An 18466-nucleotide genomic window follows, 5' to 3' on the forward strand; every position below is an offset into this window, starting at 1 on the left:
ACCACCTACACCGTCACGGTGTCGCCGGGCTTAATCTGCCGGGCGTCTTTTTCGGTATCACGGATAATGGTCGTGCTGCTGTACCTGCCCCAGCTCAACACCTCCACCTCAACGATCCAGAAATGGCGGTATGGGCGAACGTCGAGCACGCGAGTGATCACTGCATCAACTGTGTTCATCGGGTGGCGACCTCCCGAATCTCTTCGATTGAATCAAGCAGCAGTCGACGGCGGGTGCGTTCGGCAAAGTGACGTTTGCCAGTGTCTTTCCGGTAGCACTCTGTTTTACCGACTACCCACATGGATTCCGTCTGGTGCAACTTCTTGCGCTGCGGGCCGTCTTTGGTAATAACGATGCCCGTATGAGTCTTTTTAATGGTCATCAGAAAGGCTCCTGTGTTTCACAGCCCTTGGCAGGGTCGAAGCCTAAAAACATCTCGCCGTAAGTCGCATTCCCCATTACCGGCCCACAATCCGGGCAGCAACCACCGCCAGCACGATCGCAGCCATCACACACGCGAAGAACGCCAATAACCTCGCCAGCCATATCGCGGCTTTTGGCGCTCACAGAGCGGCGGACACTCAGGGAGTGAAGGTTGAAGGCGGAATAAATTTCGCGAGTTTCAGGCGTGTCGCTGTTTGAGATGATCGAGCGGGTGGCGTACTGACGGTTAACAGCCACAAGAGCCGCTACCAGAGCGCGATGATCATCCAGGGTAAAGGGTTTGCCGTAGGCGGTGAAATTGGCGGTGTCGCTCGCAGGAATATAGGGTGGGTCACAATAAATCACCGCGTCATGCGCGAGTTGCATAACGTCAGGGATAGACTGGCGGAAATCACTATGGATAAAGACCGCTTTTGTGTCGCTGGCCTTTTCGGCGAATAAGCGCATTTCCGCTTCAGGAAAGTAAGGCTCGGCATACTTACCGAATGGAACGTTGAATTCGCCCTTCTGGTTAACGCGATACAGACCGTTATAGCCATGCCGATTCAGATACAGGAAATACGCGGCATAAAGCATTGCTGCGTCCGGATCAGAGTCAGCCTGGCGGGCCAGTGAATTGAACTCAGTGCGCCGTCTGTAGTATTCCTCCGCACTGTTTCCGCCTTTGAAAGCCCAGCGGCAGGCGGCAATAGCGTCTTCTTTGCGGCCGGTTAATTGTCGGAAAAAATTAATCAGCGCGATATTACTGTCGCAGAGAACGTAGCGGCGGTAATCCGTGTTCATAAACACCGTACCACTCCCCACAAACGGCTCAATCAGACAATCCGCTTTCGGCAAATGCTTAAGCAGCTGCGGCATAACGCGGGTTTTTCCTCCCGCCCATTTAATTGGTGATCTGATCATTTGCGAAACTCCTGGTTGTAGGTTTCATGGGTCATGAGCCGCCACTGAGCGCCGCCGTTCTTGCTTAGCAAGCGCCAGCGGCGGCCAATGCGGATCACGAGATAGGCGTGCGGTTTGACGCGGGAGAAGTTGTGCTGACCACGTGAAAAACATTTCAGGGCGGCAATCGCCCTGGTGCATACAGGCAATGGCGCGCTGCAAACGACTGAAAGACGCGGATGCATGGCAGACCTCACAGGGACTCAAAGTGAGGACTGGTCAGGCGCTGCCAGACCTCGCAAACCTGCTCAGCCCGATATGCCGCATCGGTCAGCATGTAGGTTGCCGTCGAGCGGCGCGGGTGCGGTGTATATCCGGTGATACCGGCGATGTGGATTAACGTAGAGAGATGCCGAATTTCGAAAGGCGGCAGAACCTGGTCTGGGATGCCATATCGGGAGAGAGCATGAGCCAGCGTAGCCACATCAGCTGAATTGCTCGCAGACCAGCAATAGAGTTTTTCGTGTTTTGATGCGGTGGTATTAATAAACCGGCAGGCGGACTGTATGGCGTCAATCTCGCTGCAAGTTGCACTGATAACCTCAGCGCGCTGCGCGTTGTCTCCCTTCATGAGCTGCAAAACAGCTTCAGGATAAATGCCCCCTACCGTCCTGATATTTATGGCGCGATAAAACTGCGGACCAATCTGACCTGTCGAGGGCTCGAAGAAAACGCACTCAATAGCAAAGATCGGCGAATTTGGCGCTTTCCCCAGCGCGCGAATATCTAACATGAAGTTATTCATTGTTTGTTACCCTCGTTAATGGTTAATTCGCGGCTTGCGATCCACCGCTCGACTGATGAATAAATCTCTTCTGGTGTGGCGCTTTCCTTTTTCAGCTGGCTGACAAAAATACGAAGCAACCCCAAAAGGTGGGCGCGCTCGTGCTTTCGTGCGTTGGCGCTTATCTCTACAAACTCCGGATCACTTATTTCGCTATCCAGCTTTATTGACTTAACCGACATGCAACCTCCTGAAAAAGGCAAAACGAATCCCCGGCAAAATAAATGCCGTTAATTTAAGCCTGCTTAATTAGTGGTTAGGGCGAGGTTTTCTTTTAACCTGTTTAAACAATCTTTCGTGCCAGTAATATAGAAAATCAATAAAGGTCATTCGCGCACGCTCGTGATTACCTCGGATTGTTTTCTCCAACCCGTAAATGATCAGATCAATAGATGGGCTATCTGGCGCAACGATAATGCGATTCCCGTTTCTCAAAATTACGGTAAAACCCTGCTCCGCATTTTCTATCGCCTCGCGGATCAGCATTTCCCGTTCCCACGATGTTTTCTCTTCAGTAAACATATTGAGCCTCACCGATTCTTTGGTGGTGGTGAAAGATTCTCTGTCACATCCAGTGCAGTTACTCTTCTGGTTGCGCAGATAAGCTCCTCATCGCTCAGGCCAAGTATCGACTGAATGCGGATCATGGCAAGCTCAGCCTTAGCAATCCGTATGCGCCGCGCGCTCTGCATTTTTACCTGCAATTCAGGTGACAACTGGTGAGCCAAGAGCAGAGTCATTCAGGCACCCAGTTTTTTTATGAAATGTAGCAAGGCACTAAATAAACCTTTATTTATCTTTTTCGTATAAACAAAAGGTTTGCTCATTCCCTTAACAAAACGAACCTTATTAGGCTCCGGCTTAAAGAAACGCCCGTCCGGGCATTCAATCCAGCCCCGCGTATTACGGTAGTGTGTAACCTGACAACCATTTTTCAGGAGGCTTGCAAGTGATGGGATCTCTTCGTTCATATCGTGTACCTGTTAAAGTTGCCTGCGTGCTTTGCGCTCTTCTTCTTCCCGGCGCGTTTTAAATTCTGATAAGGCTTTTTCTCTTTTCTGCCTAACCTTCTTACAGTGCATTCTGATTAGAAACTGAATCAGGCTTATTACTGCGATTGAGAAAAATAAGAGCCCAACAATCATTTCAAGCTTCATATTTTTCACCACGCTTTAATCTATCAATGGTCACCATTGCCTCTGCAAACGCAAAATCAATACCGAAATAGCAGCCGTCGTGCGTAATCTGATATCGCTGGCGACTGTATGGTTTTTTGCGCGGGAGTTTCAGAATGGTAAAGCCACGGTAAAGGCTGGTTTTACTATTCAGCTGCGTCACCGCTCCGCCAAATCCACTTTTCATGTTCCCCCTCCCTGAAGCGGTTCGCATTAAAGCCCCATCCACAACAACCAGGCATCACGCTGTTCTACCGGGCGGTTGTAGTACGCCTCACGCACAGCACGATTGAACTCAGGGATGTAAACCCAGCGCTCACCGGCGCGTGCGTTCGGTTTGGTCGGGTCGCGCAGTTCAATCACTGGCAGCTTCCGGGCTTTGATCATTTCGTCCACTGCGGTCTTTGGTTTACCAATTAGCTCAGCGAACTTTTCGCTATGCACTGCATCAAGTGGATACTTGATGGTGTAGTCTTGAGCTTCCATAACACCTCCTCATAGATTGAATTTGCCGGGATTTTTAACCATGCCCCGGCACATGGTATTCTGGAGTTTCCACACAACCAGAAAGGTATAAAAAATGTCTAACAAAGAAGTCCCGATCTATATCCCTGCTGAACTTGAGTACTACATTGCAAATAATCTCGCCTGTTTGCGGTTTCACTATCGTTTGGCTCAACCAAACAAGATTCCCGCAGCCGATGAGGTTTTTACTGGCCTGACTGTTGAGCAAGCGAAGGACACCGTAGCGTTTCTTCAGCAGTACATTGCCAAGGCGGAACTGACTGAGTCACTAGCACCAAAGAGCCGCCACTAGTCTTAATTGACCCTGCATAAGATCCGTTCCTGAAATATCGACGGCGGAAACCTTTATCGTTTACTCCGCCGCCTTCAGCGCCGCTCTCCATCGTTTCCCCCTGCTCATTTCATGTTAATCTCGTAAGATCCAGCCCCTTCTAAACCGTTTGAAAACGTTCTAGCGGCTGGAAATTACGCCCAAAAAGGTTCTAACTTTTAGACCTTTTGGGAGAATATAGCTCAAGGTAGGAACCATGTCAAATGAACATAGCCGAAAAAATTAAGGCGATACGTAAAGCTGAAGGACTGACGCAAGTAAGATTCTGCGAAATCAGCGGGTTAGCTCTAAGTACTTTAAAAAACTATGAGGGTGGACACGCAGAGCCGGGGCTAGGAGTTGTTTTGAAGATCACGAATACCCCGCAACTTCAAAAATACACGCTATGGCTGATGACTGACAAAACCTCCCCGCAGGCTGGTCAGATTGCACCGGCCCTCGCGCACATTGGGCCAGAGCTGCCGGAATCAGACCAATCCGAGAAACAGACTGGTTAACAATTTATAAGCATTACATTTTCACTATTTGTTACCAAGATAGTGAAATCAGCGCCGGAGGGCTTTCTTATGTCGATTAAGAAGCTCGATGATGGTCGCTATATGGTGGACATAAGACCGCGCGGGGCAGCAGGACGCCGCATCCGCAGGACGTTTGACAGAAAGGCTGAAGCTACCGCTTTTGAGCAATACACGATAGCGAACGCCAGCCAAAAAGAATGGGCTGGTAAGCGCGCCGACCGGCGGCCCTTAAGTGAGTTGCTCGATGCCTGGTGGCGGTATCACGGGCAAAACCATGAAAACGGCAAAAAGGAATTCAATCACCTTTTGAAGACAATAAGCGGCCTCGGCGATCCCGCCGTTAACCGGTTAAGCAAAAGGGATTTAATGGATTACCGCTCAAGCCGTTTGAATGCCGGGATCAAGGCATCAACGATTAATCGCGAGATGTACCGATTATCCGGCATGTTTACGAAGTTATTACAGATTGAGGAATTTAGCGGGCAACACCCCGTTAACGGGCTTCCACCGCTGGCGGAAGAAAACCCGGAAATGACATTCCTGGAGCGGGATGAGATCAACAGTTTGCTGAGCGTGCTGGAGGGGGATTATCTGTTAGTTGCTCTACTGTGCCTGAGCACCGGCGGAAGATGGTCAGAGGTCGCCACGCTTAAGCGGTCGAATATCGTTAACTGCCGCGTCACGTTCCTGAAGACCAAGAACGGGAAAAAGCGAACGGTGCCGATCTCTGAAGAGCTGGAAAACAAGGTGAAAAAAGAGGCCAGCGGGAAGCTGTTCAAAGTGGATTATGAAAGGTTCTGCAAGATACTGCGGGCGGTAAAGCCAGATATTCCGGAAAACCAGGCAACGCACATCCTGCGACACACCTTTGCAAGCCATTTCATGATGAACGGTGGGAATATTATCGCACTGCAACAGATTCTGGGGCATGCGAATATTCAGCAAACGATGGTCTATGCGCACCTGTCGCCTGACTACCTGCAAAACGCGGTTACACTGAATCCATTGCAGGGAGGAATTGCGGCATAAAATGCGCCCCGGAGTGTCCACATACTGTCCACACTCCGGGAAATTTGAAAACGTTCCAAACCTTCACAACTCTTTTTAAGTCGTTGTTTTGATTTGAATACAGAGGTAAGTGATTGATAAAAAAAACCCCCACATCATGTGGGGGAAGACAGGGATGGTGTCTATGGCAAGGAAAACAGGGTTTGTTACTGGTTGCTACGGGTATTGCTACTTGAAACTGTTATCGCAGAGCTCTGCGGCATCCGTGCAACTTCACGCAACTGGTCCATTCGTTGCTGGTGTCTCTCTTGTAAAACAGCCTGCTGCTCCGGTGTTAGCAGGTTGTACATCTGGTTGCGTACCTTCGCCATTTCGACCTGGCGAGCAACCTGCTCCTGCGCCATCTTTTCTGCCTGAGCGCGGACAGCGGTTTCATCAAATTTTTCGGCGGTGACAAGCTGATGCATTGTCTCCATTTCGTTGATACTCACGGGCGGGCGTTCGTGCCTGGCCCTGTGCATTAAATCCCGCATCTGTTGACGCTGATGTTCGGTTAAACTTATGCCGTCAAACATATGTCCCTGGCTGTTTCGCTGCGCACTCCCTTCAGTCGGGTGCCAGTTAACGCCGGTGACGACTTCAGCTGCCTGGCTAAATCCACTTAGCACTAGCGTTGAGGCCATGACGGCAGCGGTAACTTTGCGCATCACTTGCTCCCAAAAACTTTTGTGTCGCGATTCAACGAGAGACAGTCTACGATTCAGGCTGCAAACATGCGTCAGGGGGTGTAAAACAACGTAAAGTCATGGATTAGCGTGCCTTGATGACGTAATTTCTGCCTCGGAGGTATTAAACCAATGAACAAAATCTTATTAGTTGATGACGATCGGGAGCTTACCTCCCTGCTGAAGGAGCTGCTCGACATGGAAGGCTTCAACGTTCTGGTTGCCCATGATGGCGAACAGGCGCTGGCGCTTCTCGATGACAGCATCGACCTGCTTTTGCTCGACGTGATGATGCCGAAGAAAAATGGCATCGACACCCTTAAAGAGCTACGTCAGACACACCAGACACCCGTGATTATGCTGACCGCTCGCGGCAGCGAACTGGATCGCGTTCTGGGCCTTGAGCTCGGCGCGGACGACTATTTACCTAAACCGTTTAACGATCGTGAACTGGTGGCCCGTATTCGCGCAATTCTGCGCCGTTCCCACTGGAGCGAGCAGCAGCAAAACACCGATAACGGCTCACCAACGCTGGAAGTGGACGCACTCAGCCTGAACCCGGGCCGCCAGGAAGCCAGCTTTGACGGGCAAACCCTGGAACTGACCGGTACCGAATTCACGCTGTTGTATCTGCTGGCGCAGCATCTGGGGCAGGTGGTGTCACGTGAACACCTGAGTCAGGAAGTGTTGGGCAAGCGCTTAACGCCGTTTGATCGCGCAATCGATATGCATATTTCGAACCTGCGCCGCAAACTGCCAGAGCGTCAGGACGGCCATCCGTGGTTTAAAACCCTGCGCGGCCGCGGCTATCTGATGGTGTCCGCTTCATGATAGGAAGTTTGACCGCACGCATCTTTGCCATTTTCTGGTTATCCCTGGCACTGGTGCTGATGCTGGTTCTGATGTTGCCAAAGCTCGACTCACGCCAGATGACCGAACTGCTGGAAAGCGAACAGCGTCAGGGCATGATGATCGAGCAGCACGTCGAAGCGGAACTGGCGAACGATCCGCCGAACGACCTGATGTGGTGGCGGCGGTTGTTTCGCGCCATCGACAAATGGGCCCCTCCGGGGCAGCGTTTGTTGCTGGTCACCAGTGAAGGCCGCGTGATCGGCGCAGAACGCAGCGAGATGCAGATCATTCGTAACTTTATCGGCCAGGCCGATAACGCCGATCATCCGCAGAAGAAAAAGTACGGCCGGGTAGAACTGGTCGGCCCTTTCGCCATTCGTGATGGGGAAGACAACTACCAGCTGTACCTGATTCGACCGGCGAGCAGTTCGCAGTCTGATTTTATCAACCTGCTGTTCGACCGACCTCTGCTGCTGCTGATTGTCACAATGCTGGTCAGCTCGCCGCTGCTGCTGTGGCTGGCATGGAGCCTGGCCAAACCGGCGCGTAAGCTCAAGAACGCGGCAGATGAAGTGGCGCAGGGTAACCTGCGACAGCATCCGGAGCTTGAGGCGGGTCCTCAGGAGTTCCTGGCAGCAGGCGCCAGCTTTAACCAGATGGTGACCGCGCTGGAGCGCATGATGACCACCCAGCAGCGTTTGCTGTCTGACATCTCGCACGAACTGCGTACGCCGTTGACGCGCCTGCAGCTGGGCACCGCGCTGCTGCGACGCCGCGCGGGTGAGAGCAAAGAGCTGGCACGTATTGAAACCGAGGCTCAGCGTCTGGACAGCATGATCAACGATCTGCTGGTCATGTCGCGCAATCAGCAAAAGAACGCGCTGGTCAGCGAAACCCTGAAGGCGAACCAGCTCTGGGGTGAAGTGCTCGACAACGCGGCCTTTGAGGCTGAGCAAATGGGCAAATCGTTTACCGTGGAATATCCACCTGGCCCGTGGCCGCTGTACGGTAACCCGAATGCGCTGGAAAGTGCGTTTGAGAATATCGTTCGCAACGCCCTGCGTTACTCGCACACCAAAATCTCGGTGGCGTTTGCGGTGGATAAAGACGGCATTACGATAAACGTTGATGACGATGGTCCGGGCGTCAGTCCGGAGGACAGAGAGCAAATCTTCCGTCCGTTCTACCGTACCGACGAGGCTCGCGATCGTGAATCTGGCGGTACCGGGCTGGGACTGGCGATTGTTGAAACCGCCATTCAGCAGCACCGTGGCTGGGTGAAGGCAGACGACAGCCCGCTTGGTGGCCTGCGCCTGACCATCTGGCTGCCGCTATACAAACGAGATTAAGACGTTACTCCGCCCTCTCCCGCAACGGAGAGGGCGTTTACGCGCCCCACAATCGCCGCGAATTATCTTCAATCACACCGCTTAACCGACGCTTCTGCATCGTTCTGGTCCAGCTGGTCGACAATCCTGCTGCCGACAGCAAACGGTGGTACTGCTCATCGTCAAACGGCATATGCCAGGCAATCGCCGCCGCTTCACGTACCGAAATATCGCTCACCCGCGAAACCAGCTCCAGCGGCGCATCGCTGGACACGTTGCCCGCGGCAACCACGCGATACAGCCAACCCACTTTGCCGCTGGCCTGCATCTGCGATGACATATCACTGATATTAAAATGGAAATTCAGCTTGAAACACGGGGAACGTGGCTGAGTCACCTGAATCAACGCCTCACCCCAACGGTAGATATCCCCGATGTAGACGTTCTCTTCGGTCATCCCCACCGTCGACAGATTCTCGCCGAATGCCGGGGCGCAGAACTGCTCAGCCAGCTCCGGGAACTCTCGCGCCCACTCGGCGTAGTGCTCGCGCGGGTAGTGGCACAGCGCGCGCTCCGGCCCGCCGTGTATCTTTTTCTCGGCCTGTTCGTCGCCTTCCAGCCCAAGCTCCGTTAGCTTCAGCTCGCCGTCAACCTGCACTTTGCCAATGGCGCTCGGCCTGCTGCCGGCGTAATCACGGATTGTACCTGTAAATACTTCCACCGCATGTCGCATCTGTTTTCCCTTCCTTCGTCGCCTGGTGGCCTTATTAGAGCATAAATTTTGCGCATCGACTGCGTAAAATGCGACGAGCATAGCGCTTATGGTGGGCGAATCATGGTATCTCTTTATGGAAATTGAAACGGCATTTCACAATGAGGAGTTAACGACGTGACCAGTCATTCACAGTTTGCCGGCGTCTGGTGTCCTTCAATCACCCCGATGGATGCACAGGGACAACTTGATCTGCAGGGCCTCGCAAAACACCTTGAACGCCTGACCGCCGCACGCATCGATGTGCTGCTACTAATGGGCAGCATTGGTGAATTCGCTTCCTTAAGCCTTGAGGAGCGCTTAACGCTAATTCGCGAGGCGCGAGCAATGTCGCCGTTGAAAATGGTGGCTAACGTCTCTTCCACCTGCGTGAGCGATATTCTGCGCATGGCGCAGGAGGCCTGGCAGTGCGATTATGACGCGGTGATGGTGCTGCCACCCTACTACTATGGGCAAACGCCACGCCAGCTTCTGAGCTACCTCCGCGAGCTTGGTAGTCAGTTCAGCGGCAAGTGGTTCGCCTATAACTTCCCGGCACGAACCGGGTGCGATATCACTCCTGAAATCACAGCAACGCTTGCCAAAGAGTTTGCCAATTTCGCCGGTATCAAAGACACGGTGGACTGCCAGTCGCACACCCGTAATACCATTCTCGCCACCGAATCAGTACGTCACGATTTTGCCGTACTCTCGGGTTACGACGAGTATTACATTCCCAATCTGCTGGCGGGCGGTGCGGGGATTATCTCCGGGCTGAACAACATCGTTCCGGAGCTGTTCGTGCAGGCGCGGGATGCCTGGGAGGAACGGGATCTGCAGACGCTGTATAACGTCCAGCGTGAAATCAGCCGCTTTATGTCGATTTACACCATCGGTGACGACTTCGTCACCACCATCAAAACCGCTGTCTCACGCAAGAACGGCTATTGCCAGCCTCACTCACGCAACTTTGCGGGTGAACTTTCAGTGGCACAGTGCCAGCAGATAGACCACCTTTTCGCGCTCAACTAACGATAAAAGCCCCGTAGTTCGGGGCTTTTTCATCGAAGCAGGGTTATCTATTTTACCGTTTCGCGGATCTCAACCTTCGCCGCTTCACCTTTCACCCTGCGCGACCACATAGAGGTGATGATAGGTACCAGAATCGACGTCACAATCACCGAAGTCGCAACCAGCGACGTCGCGGCCGGTGCAATCGGTTTAAACGCGGGCACCATCTCTGCAATCAGCACCGGCGTTGCGACAGCAGCACCGGCGGAACTTGAAGCAGCAATACCTGCCGTACCGTCGCCGCCCCCGATGAGCTTATCGGCAAGAATCAGCGGGATACCGGTGATGATGATCACCGCCACGCCCAGCAGCACACCGAGCAGGCCGGTCTGCGCAATCACGCTCAAATCAATCGTATTACCCAGCGCGAACGCGAAGAACGGGATCAGCGTCTGCACCGCTTTGCTGAAGAATTCACGCAGCTCAGGATCGAGGTTACCGAGCGCAAAACCGACAAGGAACGGCAGCACTGCGCCGACAAATACGTGAGGCTCGAAGGAGGCAATCCCGGCGGTACCGAGGATAACCATGGTCATCAGCGGGCCGGACTCCAGCGACATCAGGACAAACGCCCCGGCCTCTTCTTTGGTGCCGTACTGCTGCATTACCGAGGCGTACAGCCCGCCGTTGGTCATGTCCATCGCCGCCACCAGCGCCAGCGTCGACAACCCGGCAAAGAAACCGGCTTCAACGCCATGCTCCGGAATGATGCGGGAAGCTATCGCCGCCACAATCCACGCCACAGCGATTTTGGTCACCACCAGCGTGCCGGATTTACGCAGCACGGTACCGGTGGCGCTCAGTTTGATAGAAGCCCCCATGCAGAAGAACCAGACGGCCAGAATCGGTACGGTTCCGGTGATCATCCCGTTGGTAAAGGAGCCAAAGTATTTACCCGCATCCGGGGAGAAGGTATGGCACAGAGCGCCCAGAAACAGCGGCACTAACATCATGCCACCAGGGATTTTCTCAATCGCACGTTTAATCTGCATATCGCCACCTGACTCGATCAATGTAATGTTGTGGCCGCTGATTTCTGTTGTTGTATGCACGCGTCAGCGGTGTCGTTGCAGCCACAATAGACATTCACGAATCAGATAAAAGTGATCCAATTTGCAAAATGAAACTGTATTTCATAATTATCAGATCATTGTTTTCTGTTGGTGACGTGTATCACAGGAGGCGGGTAGCAGGCATAAAAAAACCCCGCCGATTGAGCAGGGTTATCATCACGCCAGAGGCGTCAGAACTTATTTTTTAGCAGCAAAACGTGCAGCGGCTTCGTCCCAGTTCACAACGTCCCAGAACGCTTTGATGTAGTCCGGGCGACGGTTCTGGAATTTCAGGTAGTAAGCGTGTTCCCACACGTCCAGGCCCACAATCGGGAAGCCGGAAGCGCCGGAAATAGCTTCACCCATCAGCGGGGAGTCCTGGTTTGCGGTAGAAACGATAGCCAGTTTGTCACCTTTCAGTACCAGCCACGCCCAGCCAGAGCCGAAACGGGTTGCAGCGGCTTTTTCAAACTCAGCTTTGAAGTTGTCTACGGAACCGAAGTCGCGCTCGATGGCGGCTTTCAGGTCACCCTGCAGGGTGGTGCCGATTTTCAGGCCTTTCCAGAACAGGCTGTGGTTCGCGTGACCGCCAGCGTTGTTACGCAGTACGGTTTTTTTGTCAGCCGGCAGTTGATCCAGTTTAGCGATCAGTTCTTCTGCAGACAGGTTGGCGAATTCTGGCAGGCTTTCCAGCGCGGCATTGGCGTTGTTGACATAAGCCTGGTGATGCTTGGTGTGATGGATTTCCATCGTCTGCTTATCGAAGTGCGGTTCCAGTGCATCATAAGCGTACGGCAGGGATGGCAGTGTATAGCTCATTTTCATCTCCAGTATTATCGGGCGGCAGAGGTGTTAACGCCGCGTAAGCAGTGGGTTCATTATAGTTAATTAAATGATATTGAAAATGATTATCAATGCCGTAGTTTTCCTGTGGATATCCTCGCCGGTTATCTCGTTGATTCTGTGAGACAGCTCACCCGTAGTACGCGCTTTTTGCCAGCCCGGAACGCTTTGCGGCAAGGGGTCGAAGGTTAATCAGTTGTATGATTTTTACACTCATCCCGTCAGATGAAGATTCATCGACGACAACGATGAGGATAAGAAAAATGAGTCACGCGATTACGATGGGGATCTTTTGGCATTTAATAGGTGCGGCCAGCGCAGCCTGTTTCTATGCACCGTTCAAGAAAGTGAAAAACTGGTCGTGGGAGACCATGTGGTCGATAGGCGGCATTGTCTCCTGGATAATACTGCCGTGGATTGTCAGCGCTCTGCTGCTGCCTGATTTCTGGGCCTATTACCGCTCCTTTTCCGCCTCTACGCTGCTGCCGGTGTTTCTGTTCGGCGCTATGTGGGGGATCGGCAATATCAACTATGGCCTGACCATGCGCTATCTTGGCATGTCGATGGGGATCGGCATTGCTATCGGTATTACTCTGGTGGTTGGTACGCTGATGACGCCGATTATTAACGGCAACTTTGACGTTCTGATCCACACCTCCGGCGGTCAGATGACCCTGCTTGGTGTTCTGGTGGCGCTGATTGGCGTTGGGATTGTGACCCGCGCAGGTCAACTCAAAGAGCGCAAAATGGGCATTCAGGCGGAAGAGTTCAATCTGAAAAAAGGCCTGGCGCTGGCTGTGATGTGCGGGATTTTCTCGGCCGGCATGTCATTTGCCATGAACGCCGCCAAACCTATGCATGAAGCTGCCGCGGCGCTGGGCGTTGACCCGTTATACGTTGCGCTACCGAGCTACGTCATCATTATGGGCGGCGGCGCGGTTATCAATCTGGGCTTCTGCTTTATTCGTCTGGCAAAAGTTAAAAACCTGTCGGTAAAAGTCGACTTCTCGCTGGCAAAATCGCTCATCATCAGCAATATCCTGCTTTCAGCACTGGGCGGTCTGATGTGGTATCTGCAGTTCTTCTTCTACGCCTGGGGACACGCCAGCATTCCGCCACAGTACGACTACATGAGCTGGATGCTGCACATGAGTTTCTACGTGCTGTGCGGTGGCCTGGTAGGGCTGGTGCTCAAAGAGTGGAAAAACGCAGGTCGCCGCCCGGTGAGCGTGCTGAGCCTCGGCTGCGTGGTGATCATCATCGCTGCTAACATTGTGGGTCTTGGTATGGCGAACTAGTCAGACTAACGCGCGACTGCGATGACGCCACTGGCCTGGCGTCATCCCCGTTTCCCGATTAAACACCACTGAGAAATAGTTACTGTCTTCAAATCCGCACATCATCGCAATGTCGCTTATCATTCCCGGCGAATGCTGTAACAGATACTGGGCGTGGCAGATCCGCAGCTGGCGCAAATACTGGCCGACGGTCATGCCGGTCTGCTGACGAAACTGCTGACGCAATGCGCGCTCGCTGCAGCCTTCCTGCTCACAAAAACGCTCCAGCGTGAAGGGGCGGTTAAGGCTCCCCGCCAGCGCCGTAATCAGTTTATCGAGCAGCGTTTCGCTGTCGGTCGCCGCGAGGTTATCGGTAGCGTAACGATGACGACTCAACGTCAGCACCAGCTGAGCAAACAGCAGTTCTGCCATATTTCCCGCAAGTGGGTCATCCTTCAGATTTTCATGCTCCAGCTGGCTTATTACCTGCCGCACCAGCGTCATTCCGTTACTGCCGATGCGCCAGTGAGGTTGCCGGGGAGAACCGTTAAAACCAGGAATATGCGCTGCCCAGTCGAGGTTAAGCGTTAGCCGCTCCGGGCAGTAGATAATATTCTGCAGCACCAGAGAGTTTACCGAGGCGTAGGCGTGCTTATCTTCGGCGCGAATATAGAACAGATCGCCGCGGGTGATACGGTAGGGACGGTCGTTGAGGATGTGCAGGCCATTGCCGCGCCACACCAGCACCAGCTCGCAGAATTCGTGGGTATGTTCGGCAAAAACGTTTTGCGGGTAGCGGTCAGCTACCGCCACCGCCTGAGCGGGCGAGGCAAAAAACTCCGCTTTTTGCAGGATAAGTTCACCGGACACGACGTCACCTCACTGTACGAAGCCGGATATTATTCGCGTTTCAGGCGCAAAAAACGGTGACTGCTCTCGCGTTACTGGAGCCGGACGTCGCGTCCCTGGCGAATATCGCGCGGCGACCAGTTAAATTCCCGGCGGAAAAGCGTTGAAAAGTGGTTACTGTCGCCAAAACCGCAGCGAAATGCGATATCCGTGACGCTTTCATCACTGTGGCGCAAAAGATGGCGCGCTTTGGTGAGCCGTACCCGGTTCAGGTAGCGTTGCGGCGTCAGGCCGGTGTGCTGTTTCAGCTGACGATGCAGGGTGCGCAGCGACAGCGAAAATCGCTCAGCTACCCCTTCCCAGCAGATATCTTCCGCAAAATGATCGTCAAGCCAGGCAATCAGCTGGTTCAGCCGGGCATCATTATTCCGCGCCTCCGCCGCCAGGCTGCCGCGCCGCAGTTGGATCAGCATCTGCATAAACAGAATTTCCCGGTTGGCGACGGCGTGCGCCGCCTCTCCCTGCTCGGCGTTTTCCATTTGTACCACCAGCTGCCGGACCTGCTGCAGGGCGCTCTGGCTGACCCGCCAGTGGGAGGGATACACCCCGTCCTGCTCCTGTGGCAGCAGTTGATTGACGCCCGAGAGAAACTGGAACGCATCCGGAGAACGGTAGAGCACGTTGGTCAGGCACAGATTGTCAGTATGCTCGTAAAGATGGCGGTCATGATCGCGCACAAAGCATACCGTACCGCCGCTGATGGTATATGGCTGGCCGTTAAAGACATGAATACCGGTACCGTGTTCAACGATCACAATTTCATGAAAATCATGATGATGTTCGGGAAACGCTGGCTGAGGAAGGCGTGGTTCGATCGCGACAGGAGATACGCCTGAGGGGAAAAAATCCGCGCTTTGCAAAATAGTCATTCCGGCTCCTGCACGATTCAGGTGAGTTTTCTGGATAGTAATGAACAGCCCTCCGTGACACCTTGAATTTTCGACAGCAAAGCGCGCAAAGCCTGTCGCTTTTTCAAGATACGCCCGGAATTATCAGGAAATGCGCAGCGGGTCACATCCCCACTTAGCGCATCTATTACTGGAAACCGTGAACTTCCTCACACTCATCTTTGCTTTCTTGCCAGCGCCCATTTTTGCCTGTCAGTAACAAGAAGGTGGTGCCGGGCGGCACTTTTTAGACTGGGTCCACTGATTCTGAGAAGGACCCATGACATGACTTTTCGCCATTGCGTCGCCGTTGATTTAGGCGCCTCCAGCGGGCGGGTAATGCTTGCCACCTACGACCGCCAGCGGCGTACGCTGTCACTACGTGAAGCGCATCGCTTCGTGAACTGCCTGCAGAAAATCAACGGAACAGACTGCTGGGATATCGACAGCCTGGAAGCGGGGATCCGCCGCGGCCTGGAAAACGTCTGTGCGGAAGGCATTCTCATCGACAGTATCGGCATTGATACCTGGGGCGTGGATTATGTTCTGCTCGATAAACAGGGCGAACGCGTCGGGCTGCCGGTCTCTTACCGCGACAGCCGTACGCACGGCATCATGCCGCGCGCTATGGCGCAGCTCGGCAAAGCCGATATTTATCGTCGCAGCGGTATTCAGTTTTTACCTTTCAACACCCTCTATCAGCTGCGCGCCCTGACGGAGCAACAGCCCGCGCTGGCGGAGCAGGTGGCCCATGCGCTGCTGATCCCGGATTACTTCAGCTACCGCCTGACCGGCAATATGAACTGGGAATACACCAACGCCACCACCACTCAACTGGTGAACATCAGCACCGACAGCTGGGACGACGCGCTGCTTGCCTGGAGCGGGGCACCCCGCCAATGGTTCGGCACCCCGACGCATCCCGGCAACGTGATTGGCCACTGGATCTGCCCGCAGGGTAATGCGATTCCGGTGGTTGCTGTCGCCAGCCACGATACCGCAAGCGCGGTGATCGCCTCCCCGCTGATGAACCACGATGCCGCCTACCTCTCGTCCGGCACCTGGTCTCTGATGGGCTTTGAGAGCAAAACCCCTTACACCAGCGAGGCGGCGCTGCAGGCCAATATCACCAATGAGGGCGGTGCCGAAGGGCGCTATCGGGTGTTGAAAAACATCATGGGCCTGTGGCTGCTGCAGCGGGTGCTGAAAGAGCAGAACGTAAGCCACCTGCCGTCACTTATCGCAGAAACGGAGCGGTTACCCGCCTGCCGCTTTGTGATTAACCCCAACGACGACCGCTTCATCAACCCCGACAACATGAGCGCAGAAATTCAGGCCGCCTGCCGCGAAAGCCAGCAGCCTGTTCCGGCTTCTGCCGCCCAGCTGGCGCGCTGTATTTTTGACAGCCTCGCCCTGCTCTACGCCCGCGTGCTGGAGGAGCTGACGGCGCTGCGCGGACGCCCGTTCGGGCAGCTACATATCGTCGGCGGCGGGTGTCAGAACCCATTGCTCAACCAGCTTTGTGCCGATGCCTGCGGGATAACCGTGGTTGCCGGGCCGGTTGAGGCGTCAACGCTTGGCAACATCGGCATTCAGCTGATGGCGCTTGATGAACTGCACAACGTCGACGACTTCCGTCAGCTGGTGGCCCACAACTACCCGCTGACCACCTTTACCCCGAATCCAAATCATGAAATTGCCCGCTACGTTGCGCAGTTTCAGCCAACTTCACCGACAAAGGAGCTTTGCGCATGACGACTCATACAGAACAGGCCTGGGAATTGGCTAAACAGCGTTTTGCCACCGTTGGCGTGGACGTCGAGGAGGCACTGCGCCAGCTCGACCGCCTGCCAATTTCAATGCACTGCTGGCAGGGCGACGACGTTGCTGGTTTTGAAAATCCTGGCGGAGCATTGACCGGCGGTATTCAGGCCACCGGTAACTATCCGGGCAAGGCGCGCAACGCCGCAGAGCTGCGGGCCGATCTTGAACAGGCGTTGAGCCTGATCCCGGGACCAAAGCGCCTGAATCTGCACGCCATTTATCTGGAATCCGATGCCCCGGTAGCGCGTAATGAAATCAAGCCTGAGCACTTCACCCACTGGGTGAGCTGGGCCAAAGCCAACCATCTGGGGCTCGATTTCAACCCCTCCTGCTTCTCACATCCGCTGAGTGCCGACGGTTTCACCCTCGCCCACGCTAACGATGAGATTCGCCAGTTCTGGATCGATCACTGCAAAGCCAGCCGCCGCGTTTCGGCATATTTTGGCGAGCAGCTAGGTACTCCGTCGGTGATGAACATCTGGATCCCCGACGGGATGAAAGACCTCACCGTGGACCGTTTTGCCCCACGCCAGCGTCTGTTGAACGCACTGGACGACATCATCAGTGAAAAACTGAACCCGGCACACCACATCGACGCCGTTGAAAGCAAACTGTTCGGCATTGGCGCCGAGAGTTACACCGTTGGGTCGAACGAGTTTTATATGGGCTACGCCACCAGCCGCCAGACCGCGCTATGCCTCGATGCCGGACACTTCCATCCGACCGAGGTGATTTCCGACAAAATCTCCGCCGCGATGCTGTTTGTTCCGCGCCTGCTGCTGCACGTGAGCCGCCCGGTACGCTGGGACAGCGACCACGTAGTGCTGCTGGATGACGAGACCCAGGCCATTGCCAGCGAAATTATCCGCCATGACCTGTTTGATCGCGTCCATGTCGGTCTCGACTTCTTTGACGCCTCCATCAACCGCATTGCCGCCTGGGTGATTGGCACCCGCAATATGAAAAAAGCACTGCTACGCGCGCTGCTGGAGCCAACGACCCTGCTGCGCCAGCTGGAATCTGGTGGCGATTACACCGCACGCCTGGCGCTGCTGGAGGAGCAGAAGGTACTGCCGTGGCAGGCCGTGTGGGAGATGTACTGCCAGCGTCACGACACTCCGGCGGGCATCGAGTGGCTGGAAAACATTCGGTCCTACGAGAAAAACGTTTTAAGCCTGCGCGGGTAATGCTGCCCTCATCCCACCCCTCTCCCGCAGGGA

27 protein-coding genes are annotated in these 18466 nt (G+C 54.3%); 9 read left to right on the forward strand and 18 right to left on the reverse strand.

Features of this window, described 5'->3' with window-relative positions; translation table 11 throughout:
* Nucleotides 1-5: 5 nt before the first annotated feature.
* The 12 genes from GYRE_RS24705 to GYRE_RS04400 form a co-directional block, all read right to left on the reverse strand.
* A complete protein-coding gene (locus GYRE_RS24705; RefSeq protein WP_167829689.1) occupies nt 6-179 on the reverse strand; it encodes a hypothetical protein in 174 nt (57 codons plus the stop codon).
* Nucleotides 176-382 carry a hypothetical protein gene (locus GYRE_RS04355; RefSeq protein ID WP_003835835.1) on the reverse strand — a complete coding sequence of 69 codons (207 nt, stop codon included), beginning with the start codon at nt 380-382 and terminating at the stop codon, nt 176-178. The genes GYRE_RS24705 and GYRE_RS04355 overlap by 4 nt, the downstream gene beginning before the upstream one ends.
* Nucleotides 382-1347 (reverse strand): DNA adenine methylase, encoded by a 966-nt coding sequence (locus tag GYRE_RS04360; RefSeq protein ID WP_038253378.1) that lies wholly within the window; start codon nt 1345-1347, stop codon nt 382-384. The genes GYRE_RS04355 and GYRE_RS04360 overlap by 1 nt, the downstream gene beginning before the upstream one ends.
* Nucleotides 1344-1571 carry a ParE family toxin-like protein gene (locus tag GYRE_RS04365; protein ID WP_038253380.1) on the reverse strand — a complete coding sequence of 76 codons (228 nt, stop codon included), beginning with the start codon at nt 1569-1571 and terminating at the stop codon, nt 1344-1346. The genes GYRE_RS04360 and GYRE_RS04365 overlap by 4 nt, the downstream gene beginning before the upstream one ends.
* A gap of 8 nt (nt 1572-1579) precedes the next feature.
* The gene (locus GYRE_RS04370) at nt 1580-2131 is read right to left on the reverse strand and encodes a 3'-5' exonuclease (RefSeq protein ID WP_038253381.1); all 552 of its coding nucleotides are present in this window, start codon (nt 2129-2131) and stop codon (nt 1580-1582) included.
* Nucleotides 2128-2352 carry a hypothetical protein gene (locus tag GYRE_RS04375; RefSeq protein WP_038253382.1) on the reverse strand — a complete coding sequence of 75 codons (225 nt, stop codon included), beginning with the start codon at nt 2350-2352 and terminating at the stop codon, nt 2128-2130. Before GYRE_RS04375 ends, GYRE_RS04370 begins: the two co-directional genes overlap by 4 nt.
* A gap of 67 nt (nt 2353-2419) precedes the next feature.
* A complete protein-coding gene (locus GYRE_RS04380; RefSeq protein ID WP_038253384.1) occupies nt 2420-2692 on the reverse strand; it encodes a hypothetical protein in 273 nt (90 codons plus the stop codon).
* An 8-nt stretch (nt 2693-2700) separates the two neighbouring features.
* Entirely contained in the window at nt 2701-2910 is a 210-nt protein-coding gene (locus GYRE_RS04385) for a hypothetical protein (RefSeq protein WP_038253385.1), read from the reverse strand.
* Entirely contained in the window at nt 2911-3141 is a 231-nt protein-coding gene (locus GYRE_RS04390; protein WP_038253387.1) for a phage filamentation protein Fil family protein, read from the reverse strand. It lies immediately after the preceding gene.
* Between the two features lie 12 nt (nt 3142-3153).
* Nucleotides 3154-3327: a hypothetical protein gene (locus tag GYRE_RS24710; protein WP_167829690.1), complete on the reverse strand. Its 174-nt coding sequence runs from the start codon at nt 3325-3327 to the stop codon at nt 3154-3156.
* Nucleotides 3317-3532, reverse strand: coding sequence for a hypothetical protein (locus tag GYRE_RS04395; RefSeq protein ID WP_038253390.1), 216 nt, complete (start codon nt 3530-3532; stop codon nt 3317-3319). Before GYRE_RS04395 ends, GYRE_RS24710 begins: the two co-directional genes overlap by 11 nt.
* Before the next feature lie 26 nt (nt 3533-3558).
* The gene (locus tag GYRE_RS04400; protein ID WP_038253393.1) at nt 3559-3831 is read right to left on the reverse strand and encodes a Cox family DNA-binding protein; all 273 of its coding nucleotides are present in this window, start codon (nt 3829-3831) and stop codon (nt 3559-3561) included.
* A gap of 94 nt (nt 3832-3925) precedes the next feature.
* Between GYRE_RS04400 and GYRE_RS04405 the strand changes: the two genes are divergently transcribed.
* The 3 genes from GYRE_RS04405 (at nt 3926) to GYRE_RS04415 (ending at nt 5748) form a co-directional block, all read left to right on the forward strand.
* Nucleotides 3926-4162, forward strand: a complete 237-nt coding sequence (locus GYRE_RS04405; RefSeq protein ID WP_038253396.1) for a hypothetical protein — start codon at nt 3926-3928, stop codon at nt 4160-4162.
* A gap of 242 nt (nt 4163-4404) precedes the next feature.
* Nucleotides 4405-4698, forward strand: a complete 294-nt coding sequence (locus GYRE_RS04410) for a helix-turn-helix domain-containing protein (RefSeq protein ID WP_038253398.1) — start codon at nt 4405-4407, stop codon at nt 4696-4698.
* Between the two features lie 69 nt (nt 4699-4767).
* Nucleotides 4768-5748 (forward strand): phage integrase, encoded by a 981-nt coding sequence (locus tag GYRE_RS04415; protein WP_038253399.1) that lies wholly within the window; start codon nt 4768-4770, stop codon nt 5746-5748.
* A 185-nt stretch (nt 5749-5933) separates the two neighbouring features.
* Here the strand turns inward: GYRE_RS04415 and cpxP are convergent, their stop codons facing one another.
* The gene (gene cpxP / locus GYRE_RS04420) at nt 5934-6434 is read right to left on the reverse strand and encodes a cell-envelope stress modulator CpxP (protein ID WP_006817962.1); all 501 of its coding nucleotides are present in this window, start codon (nt 6432-6434) and stop codon (nt 5934-5936) included.
* Between the two features lie 150 nt (nt 6435-6584).
* Here cpxP and cpxR point away from each other — a divergent pair, with 150 nt between their 5' ends.
* Together cpxR and cpxA are read left to right on the forward strand one after the other, a co-directional pair.
* Nucleotides 6585-7283: an envelope stress response regulator transcription factor CpxR gene (cpxR, locus tag GYRE_RS04425; protein ID WP_006817963.1), complete on the forward strand. Its 699-nt coding sequence runs from the start codon at nt 6585-6587 to the stop codon at nt 7281-7283.
* Nucleotides 7280-8653, forward strand: a complete 1374-nt coding sequence (cpxA, locus tag GYRE_RS04430; RefSeq protein WP_006817964.1) for an envelope stress sensor histidine kinase CpxA — start codon at nt 7280-7282, stop codon at nt 8651-8653. The genes cpxR and cpxA overlap by 4 nt, the downstream gene beginning before the upstream one ends.
* A gap of 37 nt (nt 8654-8690) precedes the next feature.
* Here the strand turns inward: cpxA and yiiM are convergent, their stop codons facing one another.
* Nucleotides 8691-9365 carry a 6-hydroxyaminopurine reductase gene (gene yiiM / locus GYRE_RS04435; protein WP_038253400.1) on the reverse strand — a complete coding sequence of 225 codons (675 nt, stop codon included), beginning with the start codon at nt 9363-9365 and terminating at the stop codon, nt 8691-8693.
* Nucleotides 9366-9521: 156 nt separating this feature from the next.
* Between yiiM and GYRE_RS04440 the strand changes: the two genes are divergently transcribed.
* A complete protein-coding gene (locus tag GYRE_RS04440) occupies nt 9522-10415 on the forward strand; it encodes a dihydrodipicolinate synthase family protein (protein WP_038253402.1) in 894 nt (297 codons plus the stop codon).
* Between the two features lie 47 nt (nt 10416-10462).
* Here GYRE_RS04440 and kdgT read toward each other — a convergent pair whose 3' ends face one another.
* Both kdgT and sodA read right to left on the reverse strand, forming a co-directional pair.
* A complete protein-coding gene (kdgT, locus tag GYRE_RS04445; protein ID WP_006817967.1) occupies nt 10463-11446 on the reverse strand; it encodes a 2-keto-3-deoxygluconate transporter in 984 nt (327 codons plus the stop codon).
* A 258-nt stretch (nt 11447-11704) separates the two neighbouring features.
* Nucleotides 11705-12325 (reverse strand): superoxide dismutase [Mn], encoded by a 621-nt coding sequence (gene sodA / locus GYRE_RS04450; protein ID WP_038253403.1) that lies wholly within the window; start codon nt 12323-12325, stop codon nt 11705-11707.
* Between the two features lie 287 nt (nt 12326-12612).
* Here sodA and rhaT point away from each other — a divergent pair, with 287 nt between their 5' ends.
* Nucleotides 12613-13647, forward strand: a complete 1035-nt coding sequence (gene rhaT, locus GYRE_RS04455) for an L-rhamnose/proton symporter RhaT (RefSeq protein ID WP_038253405.1) — start codon at nt 12613-12615, stop codon at nt 13645-13647.
* On the opposite strand, the gene rhaR is transcribed toward rhaT, so the two are convergent.
* Both rhaR and rhaS read right to left on the reverse strand, forming a co-directional pair.
* Nucleotides 13648-14496, reverse strand: a complete 849-nt coding sequence (gene rhaR, locus GYRE_RS04460) for an HTH-type transcriptional activator RhaR (protein WP_038253407.1) — start codon at nt 14494-14496, stop codon at nt 13648-13650. It abuts the gene before it with no gap.
* Nucleotides 14497-14567: 71 nt separating this feature from the next.
* On the reverse strand, nt 14568-15404 hold the full coding sequence (gene rhaS, locus GYRE_RS04465) for an HTH-type transcriptional activator RhaS (protein WP_006817972.1): 837 nt from the start codon (nt 15402-15404) through the stop codon (nt 14568-14570).
* Nucleotides 15405-15707: 303 nt separating this feature from the next.
* On the opposite strand from rhaS, the gene rhaB reads away from it, so the two are divergent.
* Both rhaB and rhaA read left to right on the forward strand, forming a co-directional pair.
* A complete protein-coding gene (gene rhaB, locus GYRE_RS04470) occupies nt 15708-17177 on the forward strand; it encodes a rhamnulokinase (RefSeq protein ID WP_038253410.1) in 1470 nt (489 codons plus the stop codon).
* Nucleotides 17174-18433 carry an L-rhamnose isomerase gene (gene rhaA, locus GYRE_RS04475; protein ID WP_038253411.1) on the forward strand — a complete coding sequence of 420 codons (1260 nt, stop codon included), beginning with the start codon at nt 17174-17176 and terminating at the stop codon, nt 18431-18433. The genes rhaB and rhaA overlap by 4 nt, the downstream gene beginning before the upstream one ends.
* Nucleotides 18434-18466: the final 33 nt, after the last annotated feature.

The sequence above is a fragment of the Yokenella regensburgei ATCC 49455 genome, from assembly GCF_000735455.1.
Lineage (GTDB): Bacteria > Pseudomonadota > Gammaproteobacteria > Enterobacterales > Enterobacteriaceae > Yokenella > Yokenella regensburgei.